Origin of the sequence: Pseudooceanicola nanhaiensis DSM 18065 (assembly GCF_000688295.1) — a bacterium.
In the GTDB taxonomy this organism is placed as follows: domain Bacteria; phylum Pseudomonadota; class Alphaproteobacteria; order Rhodobacterales; family Rhodobacteraceae; genus Pseudooceanicola; species Pseudooceanicola nanhaiensis.
The window spans coordinates 1,736,346-1,753,766 of sequence record NZ_JHZF01000011.1 but is presented as its reverse complement, the minus strand read 5'-3'; the positions used below and the strand labels follow the sequence as shown (position 1 = coordinate 1,753,766).

Annotated in this window: 15 protein-coding genes; 11 read left to right on the top strand and 4 right to left on the bottom strand. The window is 69.4% G+C overall.

The annotated features are described in order from the left end of the window. Window positions 1–114 precede the first annotated feature (114 nt). The 3 genes from Q344_RS0109590 to Q344_RS0109580 all read left to right on the top strand — a co-directional run bounded on the left by Q344_RS0109590 (window position 115) and on the right by Q344_RS0109580 (window position 2,291). Complete coding sequence (locus Q344_RS0109590) at window positions 115–876, top strand: NAD kinase (protein ID WP_028286498.1); 762 nt, start codon at window positions 115–117, stop codon at window positions 874–876. A 69-nt stretch (window positions 877–945) separates the two neighbouring features. Next, window positions 946–1,881, top strand: coding sequence for a bifunctional helix-turn-helix transcriptional regulator/GNAT family N-acetyltransferase (locus Q344_RS0109585; RefSeq protein WP_028286497.1), 936 nt, complete (start codon window positions 946–948; stop codon window positions 1,879–1,881). 212 nt (window positions 1,882–2,093) lie between these two features. Beyond that, entirely contained in the window at window positions 2,094–2,291 is a 198-nt protein-coding gene (locus tag Q344_RS0109580; protein ID WP_028286496.1) for a CsbD family protein, read from the top strand. A 69-nt stretch (window positions 2,292–2,360) separates the two neighbouring features. Here Q344_RS0109580 and Q344_RS0109575 read toward each other — a convergent pair whose 3' ends face one another. Further along, complete coding sequence (locus Q344_RS0109575; RefSeq protein WP_028286495.1) at window positions 2,361–4,253, bottom strand: propionyl-CoA synthetase; 1,893 nt, start codon at window positions 4,251–4,253, stop codon at window positions 2,361–2,363. A gap of 404 nt (window positions 4,254–4,657) precedes the next feature. Next, window positions 4,658–6,934 carry an NADP-dependent malic enzyme gene (locus Q344_RS0109565; RefSeq protein WP_028286494.1) on the bottom strand — a complete coding sequence of 759 codons (2,277 nt, stop codon included), beginning with the start codon at window positions 6,932–6,934 and terminating at the stop codon, window positions 4,658–4,660. Between the two features lie 149 nt (window positions 6,935–7,083). Between Q344_RS0109565 and Q344_RS0109560 the strand changes: the two genes are divergently transcribed. The 6 genes from Q344_RS0109560 to Q344_RS0109535 all read left to right on the top strand — a co-directional run bounded on the left by Q344_RS0109560 (window position 7,084) and on the right by Q344_RS0109535 (window position 12,729). Further along, window positions 7,084–7,500: a cytidine deaminase gene (locus Q344_RS0109560; protein WP_268238629.1), complete on the top strand. Its 417-nt coding sequence runs from the start codon at window positions 7,084–7,086 to the stop codon at window positions 7,498–7,500. Continuing rightward, window positions 7,500–8,807 carry a thymidine phosphorylase gene (locus Q344_RS0109555; protein ID WP_028286492.1) on the top strand — a complete coding sequence of 436 codons (1,308 nt, stop codon included), beginning with the start codon at window positions 7,500–7,502 and terminating at the stop codon, window positions 8,805–8,807. The genes Q344_RS0109560 and Q344_RS0109555 overlap by 1 nt, the downstream gene beginning before the upstream one ends. After that, on the top strand, window positions 8,804–10,015 hold the full coding sequence (locus tag Q344_RS26550) for a phosphopentomutase (RefSeq protein ID WP_028286491.1): 1,212 nt from the start codon (window positions 8,804–8,806) through the stop codon (window positions 10,013–10,015). The genes Q344_RS0109555 and Q344_RS26550 overlap by 4 nt, the downstream gene beginning before the upstream one ends. Beyond that, window positions 10,012–11,001 carry an adenosine deaminase gene (locus Q344_RS0109545; RefSeq protein ID WP_028286490.1) on the top strand — a complete coding sequence of 330 codons (990 nt, stop codon included), beginning with the start codon at window positions 10,012–10,014 and terminating at the stop codon, window positions 10,999–11,001. The genes Q344_RS26550 and Q344_RS0109545 overlap by 4 nt, the downstream gene beginning before the upstream one ends. After that, window positions 10,998–11,630 (top strand): uracil phosphoribosyltransferase, encoded by a 633-nt coding sequence (gene upp, locus Q344_RS0109540; RefSeq protein WP_028286489.1) that lies wholly within the window; start codon window positions 10,998–11,000, stop codon window positions 11,628–11,630. Before Q344_RS0109545 ends, upp begins: the two co-directional genes overlap by 4 nt. Before the next feature lie 64 nt (window positions 11,631–11,694). After that, entirely contained in the window at window positions 11,695–12,729 is a 1,035-nt protein-coding gene (locus tag Q344_RS0109535) for an SPOR domain-containing protein (RefSeq protein WP_028286488.1), read from the top strand. A gap of 4 nt (window positions 12,730–12,733) precedes the next feature. Here Q344_RS0109535 and Q344_RS0109530 read toward each other — a convergent pair whose 3' ends face one another. Together Q344_RS0109530 and Q344_RS0109525 are read right to left on the bottom strand one after the other, a co-directional pair. Beyond that, window positions 12,734–13,759 (bottom strand): hypothetical protein, encoded by a 1,026-nt coding sequence (locus tag Q344_RS0109530; protein WP_028286487.1) that lies wholly within the window; start codon window positions 13,757–13,759, stop codon window positions 12,734–12,736. A 326-nt stretch (window positions 13,760–14,085) separates the two neighbouring features. Then, window positions 14,086–15,717, bottom strand: coding sequence for an AMP-binding protein (locus Q344_RS0109525; RefSeq protein ID WP_028286486.1), 1,632 nt, complete (start codon window positions 15,715–15,717; stop codon window positions 14,086–14,088). 93 nt (window positions 15,718–15,810) lie between these two features. Here Q344_RS0109525 and Q344_RS0109520 point away from each other — a divergent pair, with 93 nt between their 5' ends. Further along, on the top strand, window positions 15,811–16,455 hold the full coding sequence (locus tag Q344_RS0109520) for a sulfotransferase family protein (protein WP_028286485.1): 645 nt from the start codon (window positions 15,811–15,813) through the stop codon (window positions 16,453–16,455). Window positions 16,456–16,638: 183 nt separating this feature from the next. Beyond that, window positions 16,639–17,304: a Hint domain-containing protein gene (locus Q344_RS23615; protein ID WP_051630452.1), complete on the top strand. Its 666-nt coding sequence runs from the start codon at window positions 16,639–16,641 to the stop codon at window positions 17,302–17,304. Window positions 17,305–17,421 lie beyond the last annotated feature (117 nt).

Genomic DNA, 17,421 nt, shown 5'->3' with positions numbered 1-17,421 from the left:
CGAACGCGACATAATGATCATGAAAAGCGGGTTCCGGCGCCCGAGGCTGGCGCCCGGAGAACGGATGTGGTTCTTTCGGAACCGATTGCGCTCTATGGGAAACGGGACCCCTTCATGGACATGAAGATCGCCTTCACGGCCGGTCGCAGCGACATGGCCCGGTCGGCCTGCGCCTCGCTGGTCGCGCGCTACGGCAACGCGCCCGAGGCCGAGGCGGAGGTGATCGTGGCGCTCGGCGGCGACGGGTTCATGCTCCACACGCTGCATCGCACGCAGGACCTGCCCGCGCCGGTCTACGGGATGAACCGGGGCACCGTGGGCTTCCTGATGAACGAATATGCCGAGGAGGGGCTGCTCGAGCGCCTCGCGCTGGCCGAGGAGGAAGTGGTGAACCCGCTCTCCATGAAGGCCACCAGCGCGGACGGGACGGAGCACCGGGCGCTCGCGATCAACGAGGTGTCGCTGCTGCGCGCCGGACCGCAGGCCGCCAAGCTCAGGATCAGCGTCGACGGCAAGGTGCGACTGGAGGAGCTCGTCTGCGACGGGGCGCTGCTGGCGACCCCCGCCGGGTCCACGGCCTACAATTACTCGGCGCATGGGCCGATCCTGCCGATCGGGGCGGACGTGCTGGCGCTGACGGCGATGGCCGCCTACCGGCCGCGCCGCTGGCGCGGCGCGCTGATCCCCAAGACCGCGCGGGTGCGCTTCGACGTGCTGGAACCCGACAAGCGCCCGGTCATGGCCGATGCCGACAGCCGCTCGGTCCGCGATGTGGTGGTCGTCGAGATCCGTTCGGAGCCCGCGATCTCGCACCGCATCCTTTTCGACCCGGGCCACGGTCTCGAGGAACGGCTGATTTCCGAACAATTCGTCTGACGTCCCTGACGCCGATGCGCGTCAGGAATTGGCTTGACATGAAGCGGGTTGATGTTGACTAGATCAATAATGACCGAGTCAACATCCCTCTCCCGCGCCGTCACCGAGGCCCGCCGCTTCACGCGGTTCTACACCAGCTACGCGGACGCCCTGTCGGACCGCATGCTCAAAAGCCCGTTCTCGCTGCCGCAGGCGCGGGTCCTGCACGAGATCGCCACCGGGCCGAAGGGCCAGCAGGCCGCCGACATGGCCCGCGCGCTCAGGATGGATGCGGGGCAGATCAGCCGCGTGCTGAAGGGGCTCGAAAGGGCCGGGCTGATCGTCCGGGCGCCGACGGAAGGCCATGCAAAGCGGCTCGGGATCACCCTGACATCCGAAGGCGAGGCGGCCTTTCAGGAGCTTGACCAGCGGGCGCAGACGCAGATGGGCGCCGCGCTGGATCGGCTCACCGGCGAGGACCGGACCCGCGTCATCCGGGCCATGCGGCTGATCACGCGCCTGCTGGGCGGGCGACCGCATCCGGCGGTCTCGGTCGAGCTGCGCGCGCCGGAGCCGGGCGACCTGGGCTGGGTCGTGTCGCGGCAATCGGCGCTTTACGCGGGCGAATACGGCTGGACCGCGGAATACGAGACGCTGGTGCTGAAGATCCTCGCGGAATTCGCCGCGACGCAGGACCCGGCGCGCGAACGCGGCTGGATCGCCGAGATCGACGGCACCCGGGTCGGCGCGGTCTTCGTTGTCAGGAAGGACGCGCAGACGGCACAGCTCCGGCTGCTCCACGTCGAACGGGCGGCGCGGGGGGCGGGGATCGGGTCCCGGCTGGTCGACGCGGTGCTGGCCTTCGCACGGGAGGCGGGCTACCGGCGCATCGAGCTCTGGACGAATGACGTGCTGGTCTCGGCCCGGCGCATCTATGTCCGGGCGGGATTCGAGCTGGTCGAGGAAGAGCCGCATCATTCCTTCGGGCACGACCTCGTGGGGCAGGTCTGGGCGCGGGAGCTCTGACGCCCGTTCCCTGCCGGACCGATCCGGATGGCTTGGGGAAAGCATAGGGATTTCGGCATGTTACGGCGCGATATCCGCCGCGCCAGGGGGAACCGGGGGCGGCCGTTTCGCGCCGATCAACCTTTGTCGATTTCGGAACCGCGCGGGCCGGGGGCGCGTTTCATCCTCGAAGCCGGGCGATAAGGCCCAGCTCTCTCAAGAGGAGAACCGATATGAATTGGGACCGCATCGAAGGCAACTGGAAACAGCTCAAGGGTCAGGCTCAGGAACACTGGGGCAAGCTGACCGAGGATGATCTGGACCGTGCCGAAGGCCGCCGTGAACAGCTCATCGGCCGTGTACAGGAACGTTACGGCGTCGCAAAAGACGAAGCCGAACGCCAGGTTGACGAGTTCGCCGGTCGCTTCTGACCGCGCGGATGGTTCAAGAGTGGCGGCGCCGGGAGACCCCCTCCGGCGCCGTCTTCATGTCCGGGGCCGCTAGCTCCTGGCGAAGCCGATGGTCTTCAGGGCCGCAGCGATCTCGTCCAGGATCGCCGGATCGTCGATCGTCGCGGGCATCTTGTACGCCTCGCCGTCCGCGATCTTCGCCATCGTCGCCCTGAGGATCTTTCCCGAACGCGTCTTTGGCAGGCGGTCCACCACGACCGCCGACTTGAAGGCCGCGACCGGGCCGATCTGATCCCGCACCATCGCGACGCATTCCTTCACGATGTCCTCGTGCGGCCGGTTCACCCCCTTGGTCAGGCAGACGAAGCCCACGGGCAGCTGACCCTTCAGCTCGTCATGCACGCCGATCACCGCCGTCTCGGCGACGTCCGGGTGGTTGGCCAGCACCTCCTCCATCGCGCCGGTCGACAACCGGTGACCCGCCACGTTGATGACATCGTCCGTGCGCGCCATGATGTAGAGATACCCGTCCTCGTCGATCATGCCCGCGTCCCCGGTCTCGTAGTAGCCTGGGAAGGTGTCGAGGTAGGACTTCCGGAACCGCGCTTCGGCATTCCACAGCGTGGGCAGCGTGCCCGGGGGCAGGGGCAGCTTCACCGCGATCGCGCCAAGCTCGCCGCGCGGCAGTTCCTTGCCGGCCTCGTCGAGGATGTGGATCTCGTAGCCCGGCATTGCCACGGAGGGCGAGCCGACCTTCACCGGCAGAAGCTCGATGCCGACCGGGTTCGCGGCGATCGGCCAGCCGGTCTCGGTCTGCCACCAATGGTCGATGACGGGCTTGTCGAGCATGCGCTTCGCCCAGTTGATCGTGTCCGGGTCGGCGCGCTCTCCGGCCAGGTAGACGATCTCGAGCTTGCTGAGGTCGTGTTTCCGGATGAATTCGCCCTGCGGATCCTCGCGCTTCACGGCGCGGAAGGCGGTCGGGGCGGTGAAGAAGCTGCGCACCCCGTGATCCGCCATGACCCGCCAGTAGGTGCCCGCGTCGGGGGTGCCGACGGGCTTGCCCTCGAACACGATGGACGTGTTGCCGTGGATCAGCGGCGCATAGCAGATGTAGCTGTGGCCGACGACCCAGCCGACGTCCGAGGCGGCCCAGAACACGTCGCCCGGATCGACGTTGTAGACGTTCTTCATCGACCAGTTCAGCGCCACGAGGTGGCCTGCGGTCGGCCGGATCACGCCCTTGGGCTGGCCCGTGGTGCCCGAGGTGTAGAGGATATAGGCCGGGTGGTTGCCCGCGACCGGGACACATTCGGCCGGCTCCACGCCGTACTGGAAGGCGTGCCAGTCGACGTCGCGGCCGGGCTCGAGCTCCGCGACCTCCTGTTCGCGCTGGAAGATCACGCAGAAATCGGGTTTGTGCGCCGCCTGCGCGATGGCCCCGTCGAGAAGCGGCTTGTAATGCACCACGCGCCCCGGCTCGACCCCGCAGGAGGCCGCGATGATCGCCCTGGGCTTGCAATCGTCGATCCGGACGGCCAGTTCATGGCTCGCGAACCCGCCGAAGACGACCGAATGGATCGCGCCGATCCGGGCACAGGCCAGCATCGCCTCGATCGCCTGCGGCACCATCGGCATGTAGATGATCACCCGGTCGCCCTTCTCGACGCCCCTGGCCCGCAGCGCGCCCGCCAGCAGGGCCACGCGGTTGCGCAGCTCGGCATAGGTGATCTTCTGCACCGTCCCGGTGACCGGGCTGTCATGGATCAGCGCGACCTGGGAGCCCCGCCCGTTCTCGACATGGCGGTCGACCGCGTTCCAGCAGGTGTTCACCTCGCCGTCGACATACCATTCATAGAGCGGCGCGTTTTCGTCCCAGAGCGCCTTCGAGGGCTTCTTCACCCAGTCGATCGCCTCGGCCTGCTCCATCCAGAACCCCTCGGGGTCCGATTGCCAGCGCCCGTAGACCTCTGCGTAGCTCATCGGGTGCTCCTCCTTCGCCGCATGATGATTGTGGGGGAGTTAGACGGGCATGGCGCCGGAAGACAAGGGGCGGGGTGCCCGAACGGATCGCGCCAGGGTGGAGCCCGGTGCGTCCCGGAGGGGCCGGGAGGATGCGCCGCGCGCGCGGATGCGCCCCCGGGGGAGGGCCGTCGGCCAACCGCCGCCGAGGCCGGGATCACGTCAATGTTTCACCGCAAATCGCGCTTGCGGAATCGGGGCTTCAGGAGCTTGGATTTACGTCAGGGACGGCATTCCGCCGCCCCTCTTGCCAAGGATCACGGCCATGGCCGACACCAAGAAGAAACCGTCGAAACCCGGCGAAAAGACCACCAAGAAGTGACCTGACACGGCGCGCCGCCGTCCCCAGAACGGCGGCGCGACACTCAGCCGTAATGCGCGACCGGCGTGCCCGCGATGGCCGCCATGTTCAGCAGGCCCCGCGCGGTGATCGAGTTGGTCACGATATGCGCCCGGTTGCCCATTCCCATCAGGATCGGCCCGACCTCGAGCCCGCCGCCCTTCATCTTGAGAATGTTCCGCACCCCCGAGGCCGCGTCCGCGTGGCCGAAGATCAGCACGTTGGCCGCGCCCTTCATCCGGTTGCCGGGCAGGACCGTCTCGCGCAGATCCGGATCGAGCGCGGTGTCCACGTTCATCTCGCCCTCGTAGCAGAAATCCCGCGGCGCGCTGTCGAGGATCGCGATGGCCTCGCGGATCCGCCGGGCGTGTTCGGTGTCCTGGTTGCCGAACTGCGAGCGCGAGCAGAGCGCGACGTTCGGGACCACCCCGAAGCGCTTCACGTGGCGCGCGGCGCCGATGGCGATCTCGGCCAGTTCCTCGGCCGAGGGTTCCGAATGCACATGCGTGTCGGCGAGGAAGAGCGGCCCGTCCTCGAGGATCATCAGCGAGAGGCCACCGACCGGCTTGTAGGTGTCCGCGCCGAGGATCTGCTCCACGTAGCCCAGGTGCCAGCGATATTCGCCGAAGGTGCCGCAGATCAGGCTGTCGGCCTCGCCGCGGTGGACCATGACGGCGCCGATGGCGGTGGTGTTCGTCCGCATGATCGCGCGGGCGGTGTCGGGGGTGACACCGCGCCGGGCCATGAGCTCGTGATAGGTGCCCCAGTAGTCGCGGTAGCGCGGGTCGTTCTCGGGGTTCACGATGTTGAAGTCGGTGTCGGGGCGGATCTTCAGCCCCGCGCGTTCGCAGCGGTGCTCGATCACCTCGGGACGGCCGATCAGGATCGGCGTCTCGGTGGTCTCCTCGATGATCGCCTGCGCGGCGCGGAGCACGCGTTCGTCCTCGCCCTCCGCGAAGACGATCCGGCGCGAGGCCGTGCGGGCGGCCTCGAACACCGGCCGCATGAGGAGCGCCGACTTGAAGACCGAGGAGCGGAGCTTCTCGCGATAGGCCTCGAGGTCCTCGAGCGGCCGCATCGCCACGCCCGAGTCCATCGCGGCCTTTGCCACGGCGGTCGAGACCACGGCCGAGAGGCGGGGATCGAAGGGTTTCGGGATCAGGTAGTCGGCCCCGAAGGTGAGCTGTTCGCCCTGGTAGGCCGCCGCCGCCTCGGCCGAGGTGGTGGCACGGGCCAGCGCGGCGATCCCCTCGATGCAGGCGATCTGCATCTCGTCGTTGATCTCGGTCGCGCCGACGTCGAGCGCGCCGCGGAAGATGAACGGGAAACACAGCACGTTGTTGACCTGGTTCGGGAAATCCGACCGGCCCGTCGCGATGATCGCATCCGGCGCCACGGCGCGGGCGGCGTCGGGCATGATCTCGGGCGTGGGGTTGGCGAGCGCGAAGATGATCGGGCGGGGGGCCATCCTGGCCACCATCTCGGGGCTCAGCACGTTCGGCCCCGAGAGCCCGAGGAACAGGTCCGCCCCGTCGATCACCTCGTCCAGTGTCCGCCTGTCGGAGGCCTGCGCGAAGAGCGCCTTCTGCGGGTTCATGTCGACCTCGCGGCCCTCGTGCACCAGCCCGTGGATATCGCAGAGCCAGACGTTCTCGCGCTTGACGCCGAGCTTCAGCAGCATGTTGAGGCAGGCGATCCCCGCCGCGCCGCCCCCGGTCGAGACGATCTTGATGTCCTCGAACGCCTTTCCGGCCACCCGCAGCGCATTGGTCGCCGCCGCGCCCACGACGATCGCGGTGCCGTGCTGGTCGTCGTGGAAGACGGGAATGTTCATCCGCTCGCGGCAGAGCTTCTCGACCACGAAGCAGTCGGGCGCCTTGATGTCCTCGAGGTTGATCGCCCCGAAGGTGGGCTCGAGCGCGCAGACGATGTCGGCGAGCCTTTCCGGGTCGGGTTCGTTCACCTCGATGTCGAAGCAGTCGATCCCGGCGAATTTCTTGAAGAGGACGGCCTTGCCCTCCATCACCGGCTTCGAGGCCAGCGCCCCGATGTTCCCGAGCCCCAGCACCGCCGTCCCGTTCGACACGACCGCCACGAGGTTGCCGCGCGCGGTGTAACGCGAGGCCGCGGTCTCGTCCTTGCCGATCTCGAGGCAGGCCTCGGCCACGCCGGGCGAATAGGCCAGGCTCAGGTCGCGCCCGTTGGCAAGCGGCTTGGTCGCGCGGATCTCCAGTTTCCCGGGCTTCGGGTTCTGGTGATAGGAAAGCGCGGGGCTGAGCTGGGACTCCTTGCCGTCGGACATGATCGCCTCTCTTGAAATGGATGGTTTAGCGTTAAACTATTTTCGCGACGCCGGAAAGGTGGCGCATTTGCATGGGTCGGACGGCCCCGGTGCGAGCCCTCCGCCACGGCGTGCTTGCACTCGGCACGCCGCTTGTCGAGAGTGTCGCGATGAAGGAACAGGGAGATGACGCCATGGATCTGCTGCAAGCCGCCAGGGATGTGCGGGAAAACGCCTATGCGCCCTATTCCAACTTCAAGGTGGGGGCGGCCGTCCGGGCCGCCTCGGGCGCGATCTACGCGGGCTGCAACGTCGAGAACGTGGCCTATCCCGAAGGCACCTGCGCCGAGGCCGGCGCCATCGCCGCCATGGTCGCGGCCGGCGAGACGGTCCTGACCGAGGTGCTGGTCATCGCCGACAGCCCCGCGCCGGTGCCGCCCTGCGGCGGGTGCCGCCAGAAGCTGGTGGAATTCGGCGGGCCGGAGGTCGTGCTCACCATGTGCACCACGGACGGCGCCACGCAAGAGATGACGCTGGCCGAGATCCTGCCGGGCCGTTTCGACGCCTCGCACATGGACCGCGCCTGATGGATGCACGCAGGATCATCGCCACGGTGCGGGACGGCGGCACGCCCTCGCACGAGGAGCTGGGCTGGTTCGCCGCCGGGCTCGCCGATGGCGGCGTGACCGACGCGCAGGCCGGGGCCTTCGCAATGGCGGTGCTGCTCAGGGGGCTTTCGGAAGAGGGGCGCGTGGCGCTCACGCTCGCCATGCGCGACAGCGGGCAGCGGCTGAGCTGGGATCTGCCGGGCCCGGCGCTCGACAAGCATTCGACCGGGGGGATCGGCGATTGCGTCAGCCTCGTCCTCGCCCCCGCGCTCGCCGCCTGCGGCGCCTATGTCCCGATGATCTCGGGCCGGGGCCTCGGCCACACCGGCGGCACGCTCGACAAGCTCGAATCGATCCCCGGCGTGACCACGCTGCTCGACGAGGCCCGCTTTCGGGACACCGTCGGAAAGGCCGGTTGCGCCATCGTCGCGGCCAGTGCCGCGATTGCCCCCGCCGACCGCCGTCTCTACGCCGTGCGCGACGTCTCGGCGACGGTCGAGAGCCTCGATCTGATCACCGCCTCGATCCTGTCGAAGAAGCTCGCGGCAGGGCTCGACGGGCTGGTGCTCGACGTGAAGACCGGCTCGGGCGCCTTCATGAAGTCCGAGGAGGACGCCCGCGGGCTGGCCGAGGCGCTTGTCTCCACCGCGAACGCCGCGGGCTGCCCGACGGCGGCGGTGCTCTCGGACATGAACCAGCCGCTGGTCCCGTCCCTTGGCAATGCGCTCGAGGTGGCCGAGGCGATGCGGGTCCTGACCGGCGCCGCCTCCGGCCCGCTGGCCGAGATCACCGCGGTGCTGGGCGGCGTCGTGCTGTGCGGCGGCGGACTGGCCCCGGACGTGGATACGGGGGCCGCGGCGGTGGCGAAGGCCATCGACTCGGGGGCCGCGGCGGAAGCCTTCGGCCGCATGATCGCCGCGCAGGGCGGACCGCTCGGCTTCGTCGAGGACTGGGCGCGGTTCCTGCCCGAGGCGACCGTGATCCGCGAGGTCGCCGCTCCGGCCGCGGGCTATGTCGCGGGCTTCGCGGGCGAGGCCCTGGGCCTGACGGTCGTGGGCCTCGGCGGCGGGCGTCAGGTGGAAAGCGACACGGTCGACCCCTCGGTCGGCATCTCCGACATCCTGCCCATGGGCGCCTGGGTCGAGAAGGGCCAGCCGCTCGCCCGCGTCCACGCGGCGCGCACCGATGGCGCCGACCGGGCGGTGGCCGAGGTGCAGGCGGCGGTGACGCTCTCCGACACCCGGCCCGAGGTGCCCCGGCTCATCCGTGACAGGATCGGCCCATGACGCGCGCCTTCCTGATCGTCATCGACAGCGTCGGCTGCGGCGGCGCCCCCGATGCGGACCGCTTCTTCAACGGCACCACGCCGGACACCGGGGCCAACACGCTCGCCCATATCGCGCAGGCCTGCGCGGCGGGAAAGGCGGAGGAGGGGCGCTCCGGTCCGCTCCGGCTGCCGGTGATGGACAGCCTCGGGCTCGGGGCGGCGATCCGGCTTGCCTCGGGCGATGCGACGCCGGGGCTCGCGGCGGAACCGCAGGGCCTCTGGGGCGCGGCATCCGAGGTCTCGCCCGGCAAGGACACGCCCTCGGGCCACTGGGAACTGGCGGGCGTGCCGGTGCCGTGGGACTGGACCTACTTCCCCGACAAGGAGAAGTCCTTCCCGCCCGACCTCGTCGCCGAAGCCGCCAGGGCCGCCGGCGCGGACGGCATCCTCGGCAATTGCCACGCGTCCGGAACGGTCATCGTGAACGAGCTGGGCGCAGAGCATGTCCGGACCGGGAAACCCATCTGCTACACCTCTGCCGACAGCGTCTTCCAGATCGCCTGCCACGAGGAAGCCTTTGGTCTGCAACGGCTTTATGACCTTTGCAAAGCGCTGGCCCCCACTTTGCATAACATGCGGGTCGGCCGGGTCATCGCCCGCCCCTTCGTGGGGGACGCGGCCTCCGGCTTCACCCGGACGACGAACCGCAAGGACTTTGCGCTCGCCCCGCCCAGCCCGACGCTCTGCGACTGGGTACAGGGCGCGGGGCGGACGGTGCATGGCGTGGGGAAAATCGGCGACATCTTCTCGATGCAGGGGATCGACGACGTGGTGAAGGGCTCGGACGCCGAGCTGATGAAGCATCTGAAGCGGCTGGTGGAGGAGGCGGAGGAGGGCTCTCTCACCTTCGCCAATTTCGTCGAGTTCGACAGCCTCTACGGCCACCGCCGCGACGTGTCGGGCTATGCCCGCGCGCTCGAATGGTTCGACCGGGAGCTCGGCACGATCCTGCCCCGCCTGCGCGCCGGCGACATGCTGGTCGTCACCGCCGACCACGGCAACGATCCGACATGGATCGGCACCGATCACACCCGCGAGCGCGTGCCCGTGCTGGTCGCGGGCAAGGGGGCGGGCGAGGCCGGCCTCGTCGCCTTCACCGATATCGCCGCGAGCGTCGCGGACCACCTGGGCGTCCCGCCCCAAGGCAAGGGGAGATCGTTCCTGTGAGCTGGAAAACCTATCCGAAAGTGGAGCTTCACCTGCACCACGAGGGCGCCGCCCCGCCGGCCTTCATCCGGGGGCTCGCGCAGGAGAAGAACGTCGACATCTCGAAGGTCTTCGACGAACGGGGCCATTACGCCTACGAGAACTTCGTGCATTTCCTGTCGGTCTACGAGGCCGCGACCTCGGTGCTTCGGACGCCCGAGGATTACGCCCGCCTGACCCGGGCCGTGCTGGAGGAGAGCGCGGCGCATGGCGTGGTCTATTCCGAGACCTTCCTTTCGCCCGATTTCTGCGGCGGCGGCGATGTCGAGGCCTGGCGCGAGTACCTGCACGCCATCGAGGAGGTCGCGGACGAGGCCGAGAAGACCCTCGGGATCACGCTGCGCGGCGTCATCACCTGCATCCGGCATTTCGGCCCCGAAAAGGCGCGCCCCATTGCGGTCTGCGCGGCCGAGACGAAGGGCGGTTTCATCACCGGCTTCGGCATCGCGGGCGACGAGGGCAAGGGCAAGCCCAGGGATTTCACCTGGGCCTTCGACTGCGCCCGCGAGGCGGGGCTGCACCTGACGGCGCATGCCGGCGAATGGGGCGGGCCGCAATCGGTGCGCGACGCGCTCACCGACCTGAAGGTCGAACGGATCGGCCATGGCGTCCGCGCCATCGAGGACCTCGCGCTGGTCGATGAACTGGCCGAAAAAGGCGTGACGCTCGAGGTCTGCCCGGGCTCGAACGTCACCCTCGGGCTCTACCCGAACTGGCGCAGGCACCCGATCGAGCAGCTCCGCGAGCGCGGCGTGAAAGTCACCGTCTCGACCGACGATCCGCCGTTCTTCCACACCACGATGACGCGCGAATTCGAGGAACTCGAACGCGCCTTCGGCTGGGACGCGGAGGTTTTCGGCGAAATCACCCGAACCGCCCTTGACGCGGCCTTCTGCGACGAGGACACCCGCGCAAGGATCGCCAAGAAGCTGGAGAGCGCAGAATGACCGAGCACCTGACCATCGTGAACCACCCGCTGGTCCAGCACAAGCTGTCGATCATGCGGAACAGGGAAACCTCGACCAAGTCCTTCCGCCAGCTCCTGCGCGAGATCTCTCTGCTGCTGGCCTACGAGGTCACCCGCGAGCTGCCGATGACGACGAAAACGGTCGACACGCCGCTCGAGCCGATGGACGCGCCCGTCCTCGACGGCAAGAAGCTGGCGCTGATCTCGATCCTGCGGGCGGGGAACGGGCTGCTCGACGGGGTGCTCGAACTGATCCCGGCGGCGCGCGTGGGCTTCGTCGGGCTCTACCGCGACGAACGCACGCTCCAGCCGATCCAGTATTACTTCAAGGTGCCCGAGGATCTGGGCGACCGGCTGGTGATCGCGCTCGACCCGATGCTGGCGACGGGGAATTCCTCGGCCGCGGCGGTGGACCTGCTGAAGGAGGCGGGCGCCAACAACATCCGCTTCATGTGCCTGCTCGCCGCGCCCGAGGGCGTGGCCCGGATGAAGGAGGCGCATCCCGACGTGCCGATCGTCACGGCCGCGCTGGATAGCCGTCTGAACGAAAAGGGCTACATCGTTCCCGGACTGGGCGACGCGGGCGACCGGATGTTCGGCACGAAGTGACCGGACCCGTTTACTCGGAGGATCCGCTCGGGCAAGGTTGACCGGATATGTCGGGGGAATTGCGATGAAGAGCAGATCACTTTGGGTCCTGGCCCTTGTCCTGGGGACGGCCGCGCAGGCGCAGAGCCCGGCCGAGATGCCACCGGCGGGCTATGCCGGCCAGCAATATGTCGACAGCGCAGGCTGCGTCTTTGCCCGCGCGCAGGTGAACGACGACGTGACCTGGGTGCCGCTGATCGGCCGTGACCGGGCGCCCGTCTGCAACCGGACGCCGACGCCGATCGAGGTGGACGAGGTGGTCGCCGTGCCCCCGGCCGAGACAGGGACCGAGACGACGCCCGAGCCCGTCCGCCCGGCGCCACCCCCCACGGTGGCGCGTGCCGAGCCCGAACCGCGCGATCCGAAATCCCCGCTGCCGATGGCCCAGGTCCCGAAACCCCGGACCACCGCGTCGAAGCCCGCTCGCTCCGCCGCCCTGCGCACGCCGTCGAGGACGGTCGTCGTGACGCGGGTGCCCGGCCCGCCCGCGGGCACGGTGCTGCGGAAGGAAGAGATCCCGCCCGGCGTCCGCGTCGTGCCGCGCCACGTCTACGAGAACAACCGCGGCACCCGCGTCCAGACCGCCGTGCCGCAGGGCTATCGCCCGGCCTTCACCGATGACCGCCTGAACCCGCGCCGGGCCGAGATGACCCGTTCGGGGATCTATTCGACCGAACGGCTCTGGACCAACACCGTCCCGCGCAAGCTGCGCCGGGGCGATGCAGGGCGCGACGGCGCGAGCTACCGGCCCGCGCCTGCGCCCGAGGTCTCGTCGAGCGGCAAGGCCGTGACGCGCTCCGGCACGCTGTCCTCGCGCTCCGCGCCGGCGGCGTCCGGGCACCGTTGGGTGCAGGTCGGCAGCTTCGGCGTGCCCGCGAATGCCGACAAGGCGGCGCGGCGGCTGAAGGCTGTGGGCCTGCCGGTGCGCTATGGCCGGCATCGGGGCGGGCAGGGGGAGCTGCGGGTCGTGCTGGCGGGGCCCTTCGCCTCCGGGGCCGAGGTGGCGCAGGCGCTCGATGCCGCCCGCCGCGCCGGTTTCTCCGACGCCTTCCCGCGCTGAGGCCTCAGCGCTCGCAGATCGCCTGAAGGCGCAGCCAGTCGGAATCGCTCAGTACCGGCTCGGTGGTGCCGCCGGCATGGGGGTCGGCCTCGATCAGGCCGACGGTGTCCTCGCCCGAGATGTCGCGCGCATAGGCGTAGGGCGAAGAGCGCACGCCCTGCGCCTCGAACCCCGAGAGCAGGACATTGTCGGCGACCGGCACCGGCGGTTCGGTGAGGATCGTGTGCGCATAGCTGTCGAGCGCGTCTTCGGGCAGCGCGCCGGTGGTCAGCAGCCGCACCGTCGCGGCGACGCCCGCCGCCTCCAGCACGTCGCCCAGCGGATCGCTCAGCCGGGCGCGGGCCTGTTCGGCGATGATGTAGCCCGCGACGACATCGGGATCCGAGGTGTCCTCGACCACCGACTGGTTCAGCAGGATGATGCCGCCGGGCAGATGCGCCGCGCCGCGCACCCCGTCGCGCATCACATGCAGTTCGGGCGGACCGCTGACGCCGGGCAGGCGCCGGGCCAGCCGGTCGAGCGCACGCTGCCCGTCACGGTCGGCGCAGGCCGGGCCGGTCACCTTGTGGAGCCGCTCCATCAGCGCCTCGCCGATCGCCTCGCGCTTGACCATGGGCACCACCGTGAGCGCATGCCGCGCCAGCGCGCCCGGCAGCCAGAAGACCGCCAGCGCGAGCGCCGCGACGAGCGTCGCTCCGATCAGCCCGAAGCGCAGCCGGCCCGGGCGCGGACGGCGCCCCTCGACCGCGCGGCGGACCCGCTCGATGGCGCGGATCATCTCCTGTTCGTCCTCGGGCAGCTCGAGCGTCTCGTCCTCGAGCCCGTCGGGGCTGTAGAGCGCGGGATGCGCCCCGGTGTCGAGCCGTTCGATGGCGGCCAGCGACCAATGGGCGAGCGGCCGGTCGTTCGCGTCGGTCAGGATCAGGGTGGCATCGCCGAGCGAGACCACGACCTCGCGCCGCTGCGCCTCGGCGCTTTCGCGCCACAGGCCGCGGGCCTCGAGCCGCTGGTATTCGTGGAGGGCTGTCACCTTGGATAGGGCCGATCTGCTCGTCGTTTTCCGGCAATGTATACCGGCTTTCCCGGGCGGGCAATTCGAGACGGTGCAGAGGCGGGCCGGGTTGCATCCCGGCCTGCGGAAGCTGTCGCGCACTCGGTCCGAAGAGGCCGGCCAGGCTCAAACCCGGGCCCCTTTCCGTCAGGCGCGGTGCAGGCAGGGCGGGGTCCACCCTGGCGCCGTCCCGAACCTGCGCCCCTCTCGGCGCGCCAACGTCCGCGGGCGGAACAGCCATCACCGCGTGCCATCGCACTCCGCCTTGCGCGGAGAGACGGCCCGGACACGCGACGCGCGACGTCCTAGAGCGTCCGCGCCTTCTGCCTGAGCTCGAACTTCTGGATCTTCCCCGTCGAGGTCTTCGGCAGCTCTTCGAACACCACCCGCTTCGGCGTCTTGAACCCGGCGAGCCGCTCGCGCGCATAGGCGATCAGCGCGTCTGCATCGCCTTCCCGACCGTCCTTCAGCTCGACGAAGGCACAGGGCACCTCGCCCCATTTCTCGTCGGGCTTCGCGACGACCGCGCAGAGCAGCACGTCCGGGTGGCCCATCAGCACGCTCTCCACCTCCACGGACGAGATGTTCTCGCCGCCCGAGATGATAATGTCCTTGGCCCGGTCCTGGATCTGGACATAGCCGTCCGGGTGCTGGATCGCGATGTCCCCGGAGTGGAAGTATCCCCCGGCAAAGGCCTCCTCGGTGGCGGCGGCGTTCTTGTAATAGCCCTTCATCACGCCATTGCCGCGGATCATGATCTCGCCCTGGGTCGCGCCGTCCATCGGCACCTGCGCCATGTCCTCGGCCTGCATCACGGTGATATGCTCGTAGGCCGGCATTGCCACGCCCTGCCGCGCCTTGATCGCCGCGCGGTCGTCGCCGGTGAGCGCGCCCCAGACATCGTCATCCCAGGTGCATTCGGTGGCGGGGCCGTAGGTCTCGGTCAGGCCGTAGACCTGCGTGACGTTGAACCCCATGGGCTCGATCGCGCGCAGGGTCGCGGGGGCGGGCGGGGCGCCGGCGGTGAAGACCTCGACCGTCTGGTCGAAGTCGCGCCGCTCGGTCTCCTTCGCGTTCACCAGCATGTTCAGCACGATGGGCGCGCCGCCGAAATGGGTCACGCCCTCGTCCGCGATGGCGTCGAACATCGGTTTCGCCGCGATGTCGCGCAGGCAGACCACGGTGCCGCCCAGAAGCGGGATCATCCAGGCGTGGCACCAGCCGTTGCAATGGAAGAGCGGCACGATCGTCATGTAGCGCGGATAGAGCACCATCCGCCAGGACAGCACCTGTCCCATGGCGTTCAGATGCGCGCCGCGGTGGTGATAGACCACGCCCTTCGGCCGCCCGGTCGTCCCGGAGGTGTAGTTGAGCGCGATGCTCTCCCATTCGTCCTCCGGCAGGATCCAGGCGAAATCCGGATCGCCGGTGGCCAGCAGGTCCTCGTAGCTCTGGTGATGGCCGTGTCCGTGCACGCCCGCGTGGTCGTCCGGGACCTCGATGATCACGGGGGCGGGGCCCTCCATCCGCTCGATCGCCTCGGCCACGGTCGGCAGGAATTGCGGATCGGCCATGATGACCTTCGCGCCGCCATGGTCGAGGATATAGGCCACGGTGTCCGGATCGAGCCGGGTGTTGATCGCGTTCAGCACCGCGCCGCAGGCGGGCACGCCGAAATGCGCCTCGACCTGCGGGGGCAGGTTCGGGATCATCGTCGCCACCACGTCGCCGGGCCGCACGCCCAGCTTCTCCAGCGCCGAGGCGAGGCGGGTCACCCGTTCGAGGTATTCGCGGTACGTCTTGCGGTGCGGCCCGTAGACCACCGCCAGCCGGTCCGGCCAGATCCGCGCGGCGCGGGTCAGGTTCGACAGCGGCGTCAGCGGCACGTGGTTTGCCGCGTTGCGCTCCAGCCCGGTTTCGTCAGCCAGCCATCCCATGTGGACCTCCCTTGCAAGCCGCACGATCCTGCCCCGCGTCCCGGGCGGCTGCAAGGGCTTGCCGGAGGCGGCGGCGCGGCTATGCTGCCGCGCATGATCCTGTCCCGCGGCCGGCGCTATCTGTTCATCCACATCCCCAAGACCGGCGGAACGGCGATGGCGCTGGCGCTCGAAGCGCGCGCGATGAAGGACGACATCATGCTGGGCGACACGCCCAAGGCCCTTAAACGGCGGGGAAAGGTGCCGCAGGGGGTGGCGCGCGGCCGGCTCTGGAAACACGCGACGCTTGCCGATCTTGAGGGGCTGGTGACCGCCCGGGACCTGCCGGATCTCTTCGTCTTCACGCTGGTCCGCAACCCGTGGGACCGGGCCGTGAGCTATTACCACTGGCTCCGCGCACAGAGCTTCGCGCATCCGGCGGTCGGCCGGGCCAGGGCGCTGCCTTTCGACGCCTTCCTCGCCGATCCGGCGACCCGCGCCGCGTTCCGGGCCAGCCCGGCGCGCAGCTATGTCACCGGCAGCGACGGGGTGGAGCGCTGCGATCTCTTCATCCGGCTCGAACATCTCGTGGAGGACGCAGCGCCCCTCTGCGATCATCTGGGCTTCCCGCTGGTTCTTCCGCGCGCCAATGCCTCGCGGCGGGGCAGGGACCACCGCGCCTATTACACGGAGGCGACCGCCGCGCTGGTGGCCGAGGATTGCGCCGAGGACATCCGCCGCTTCGGGTATGCCTTCTGACCGCACCGAGGCGCCGATTTCCCGCCCCGCCGGGCAAAATCCCGGCGCTTCGGGCCGTTTGTTCACCGCAAGTCAACGTTGCCCCAGAAAAGTCGCTTTGCTGGCCAAGGCGTGGCCCGATTCTCTGGCCAGATGATCCGGACCAGACGACAGCGGCAGAAGGCCGGGGAACGGGATAGATACATGCTGGATTACCGCAGCGACATTCGGGACGATGCCCAGACCGGTGAAACGGGGGTGATGTCGGGCCTGATCGAGGGCACGAAGGTCGCCACCGCCATCGGCTGGCAGCGGGTCGAGACCGTGACGGTCGGCGATCGTGTGCTGACCTTCGACCGCGGCCTGCGCGAGGTCCGTGCGATCCGCCGGGTGCCGCTCTGGACCGGCGCGGGCCATGTGCCGCGCCGCTTCCGCCCGCTCCACGTGCCGAAAGGCGCGATCGGCAACACCGAGGACATGATCGTCCTGCCGCGGCAGGGCCTGATGGTGGAAAGCGATGCGGCCGAAGAGGCGATCGGCGATCCCTTCCCGCTGGTCCGCGCCGAGGCGCTCGAAGGCGTCTGCGGCATCCGCCGGATGAACCATGCCTCGCCCTTCGAGGTCTTCGTGATGCAGTTCGACGAGGACGAGATCGTCTTCACCTCGACCGGAGCGCTCTGCGTCTGCGCGGCGGCGGGCGACATGATCCAGCGCCTCTACAGCGCGCAGGAGACGATCGCCTACCGCCTGCTCTCGGACGAGACCGACAGCCCCCTCATCGACGAGATCCGCTACGAGATCGCCGCCGCTGCGATGGCCGGCGACACCCGGGTCGCCCCGCAGCCCTACGCGGACAGCCGCGTCGCCTGAGTTCCCTCGGGCAGGTCCAGCAGTCGCAAGACACCGCGTCCCCGGCCGGGGCGCGGTGTCTTCGTTTGGGGGCCGGGCCTGGGCCAGCCCCTCCGCCCGGTCCCGAGGCAAGGAAAA

What these genes read in the sequence shown, in the direction of transcription:
- Q344_RS0109590 (WP_028286498.1), top strand. Translation starts at nt 115, where the DNA reads ATGGACATGAAGATCGCCTTCACGGCCGGTCGCAGCGACATGGCCCGG.
- Q344_RS0109585 (WP_028286497.1), top strand. Translation starts at nt 946, where the DNA reads ATGACCGAGTCAACATCCCTCTCCCGCGCCGTCACCGAGGCCCGCCGC.
- Q344_RS0109580 (WP_028286496.1), top strand. Translation starts at nt 2,094, where the DNA reads ATGAATTGGGACCGCATCGAAGGCAACTGGAAACAGCTCAAGGGTCAG.
- Q344_RS0109575 (WP_028286495.1), bottom strand. Translation starts at nt 4,253, where the DNA reads ATGAGCTACGCAGAGGTCTACGGGCGCTGGCAATCGGACCCCGAGGGG.
- Q344_RS0109565 (WP_028286494.1), bottom strand. Translation starts at nt 6,934, where the DNA reads ATGTCCGACGGCAAGGAGTCCCAGCTCAGCCCCGCGCTTTCCTATCAC.
- Q344_RS0109560 (WP_268238629.1), top strand. Translation starts at nt 7,084, where the DNA reads ATGAAGGAACAGGGAGATGACGCCATGGATCTGCTGCAAGCCGCCAGG.
- Q344_RS0109555 (WP_028286492.1), top strand. Translation starts at nt 7,500, where the DNA reads ATGGATGCACGCAGGATCATCGCCACGGTGCGGGACGGCGGCACGCCC.
- Q344_RS26550 (WP_028286491.1), top strand. Translation starts at nt 8,804, where the DNA reads ATGACGCGCGCCTTCCTGATCGTCATCGACAGCGTCGGCTGCGGCGGC.
- upp (WP_028286489.1), top strand. Translation starts at nt 10,998, where the DNA reads ATGACCGAGCACCTGACCATCGTGAACCACCCGCTGGTCCAGCACAAG.
- Q344_RS0109535 (WP_028286488.1), top strand. Translation starts at nt 11,695, where the DNA reads ATGAAGAGCAGATCACTTTGGGTCCTGGCCCTTGTCCTGGGGACGGCC.
- Q344_RS0109525 (WP_028286486.1), bottom strand. Translation starts at nt 15,717, where the DNA reads ATGGGATGGCTGGCTGACGAAACCGGGCTGGAGCGCAACGCGGCAAAC.
- Q344_RS0109520 (WP_028286485.1), top strand. Translation starts at nt 15,811, where the DNA reads ATGATCCTGTCCCGCGGCCGGCGCTATCTGTTCATCCACATCCCCAAG.
- Q344_RS23615 (WP_051630452.1), top strand. Translation starts at nt 16,639, where the DNA reads ATGCTGGATTACCGCAGCGACATTCGGGACGATGCCCAGACCGGTGAA.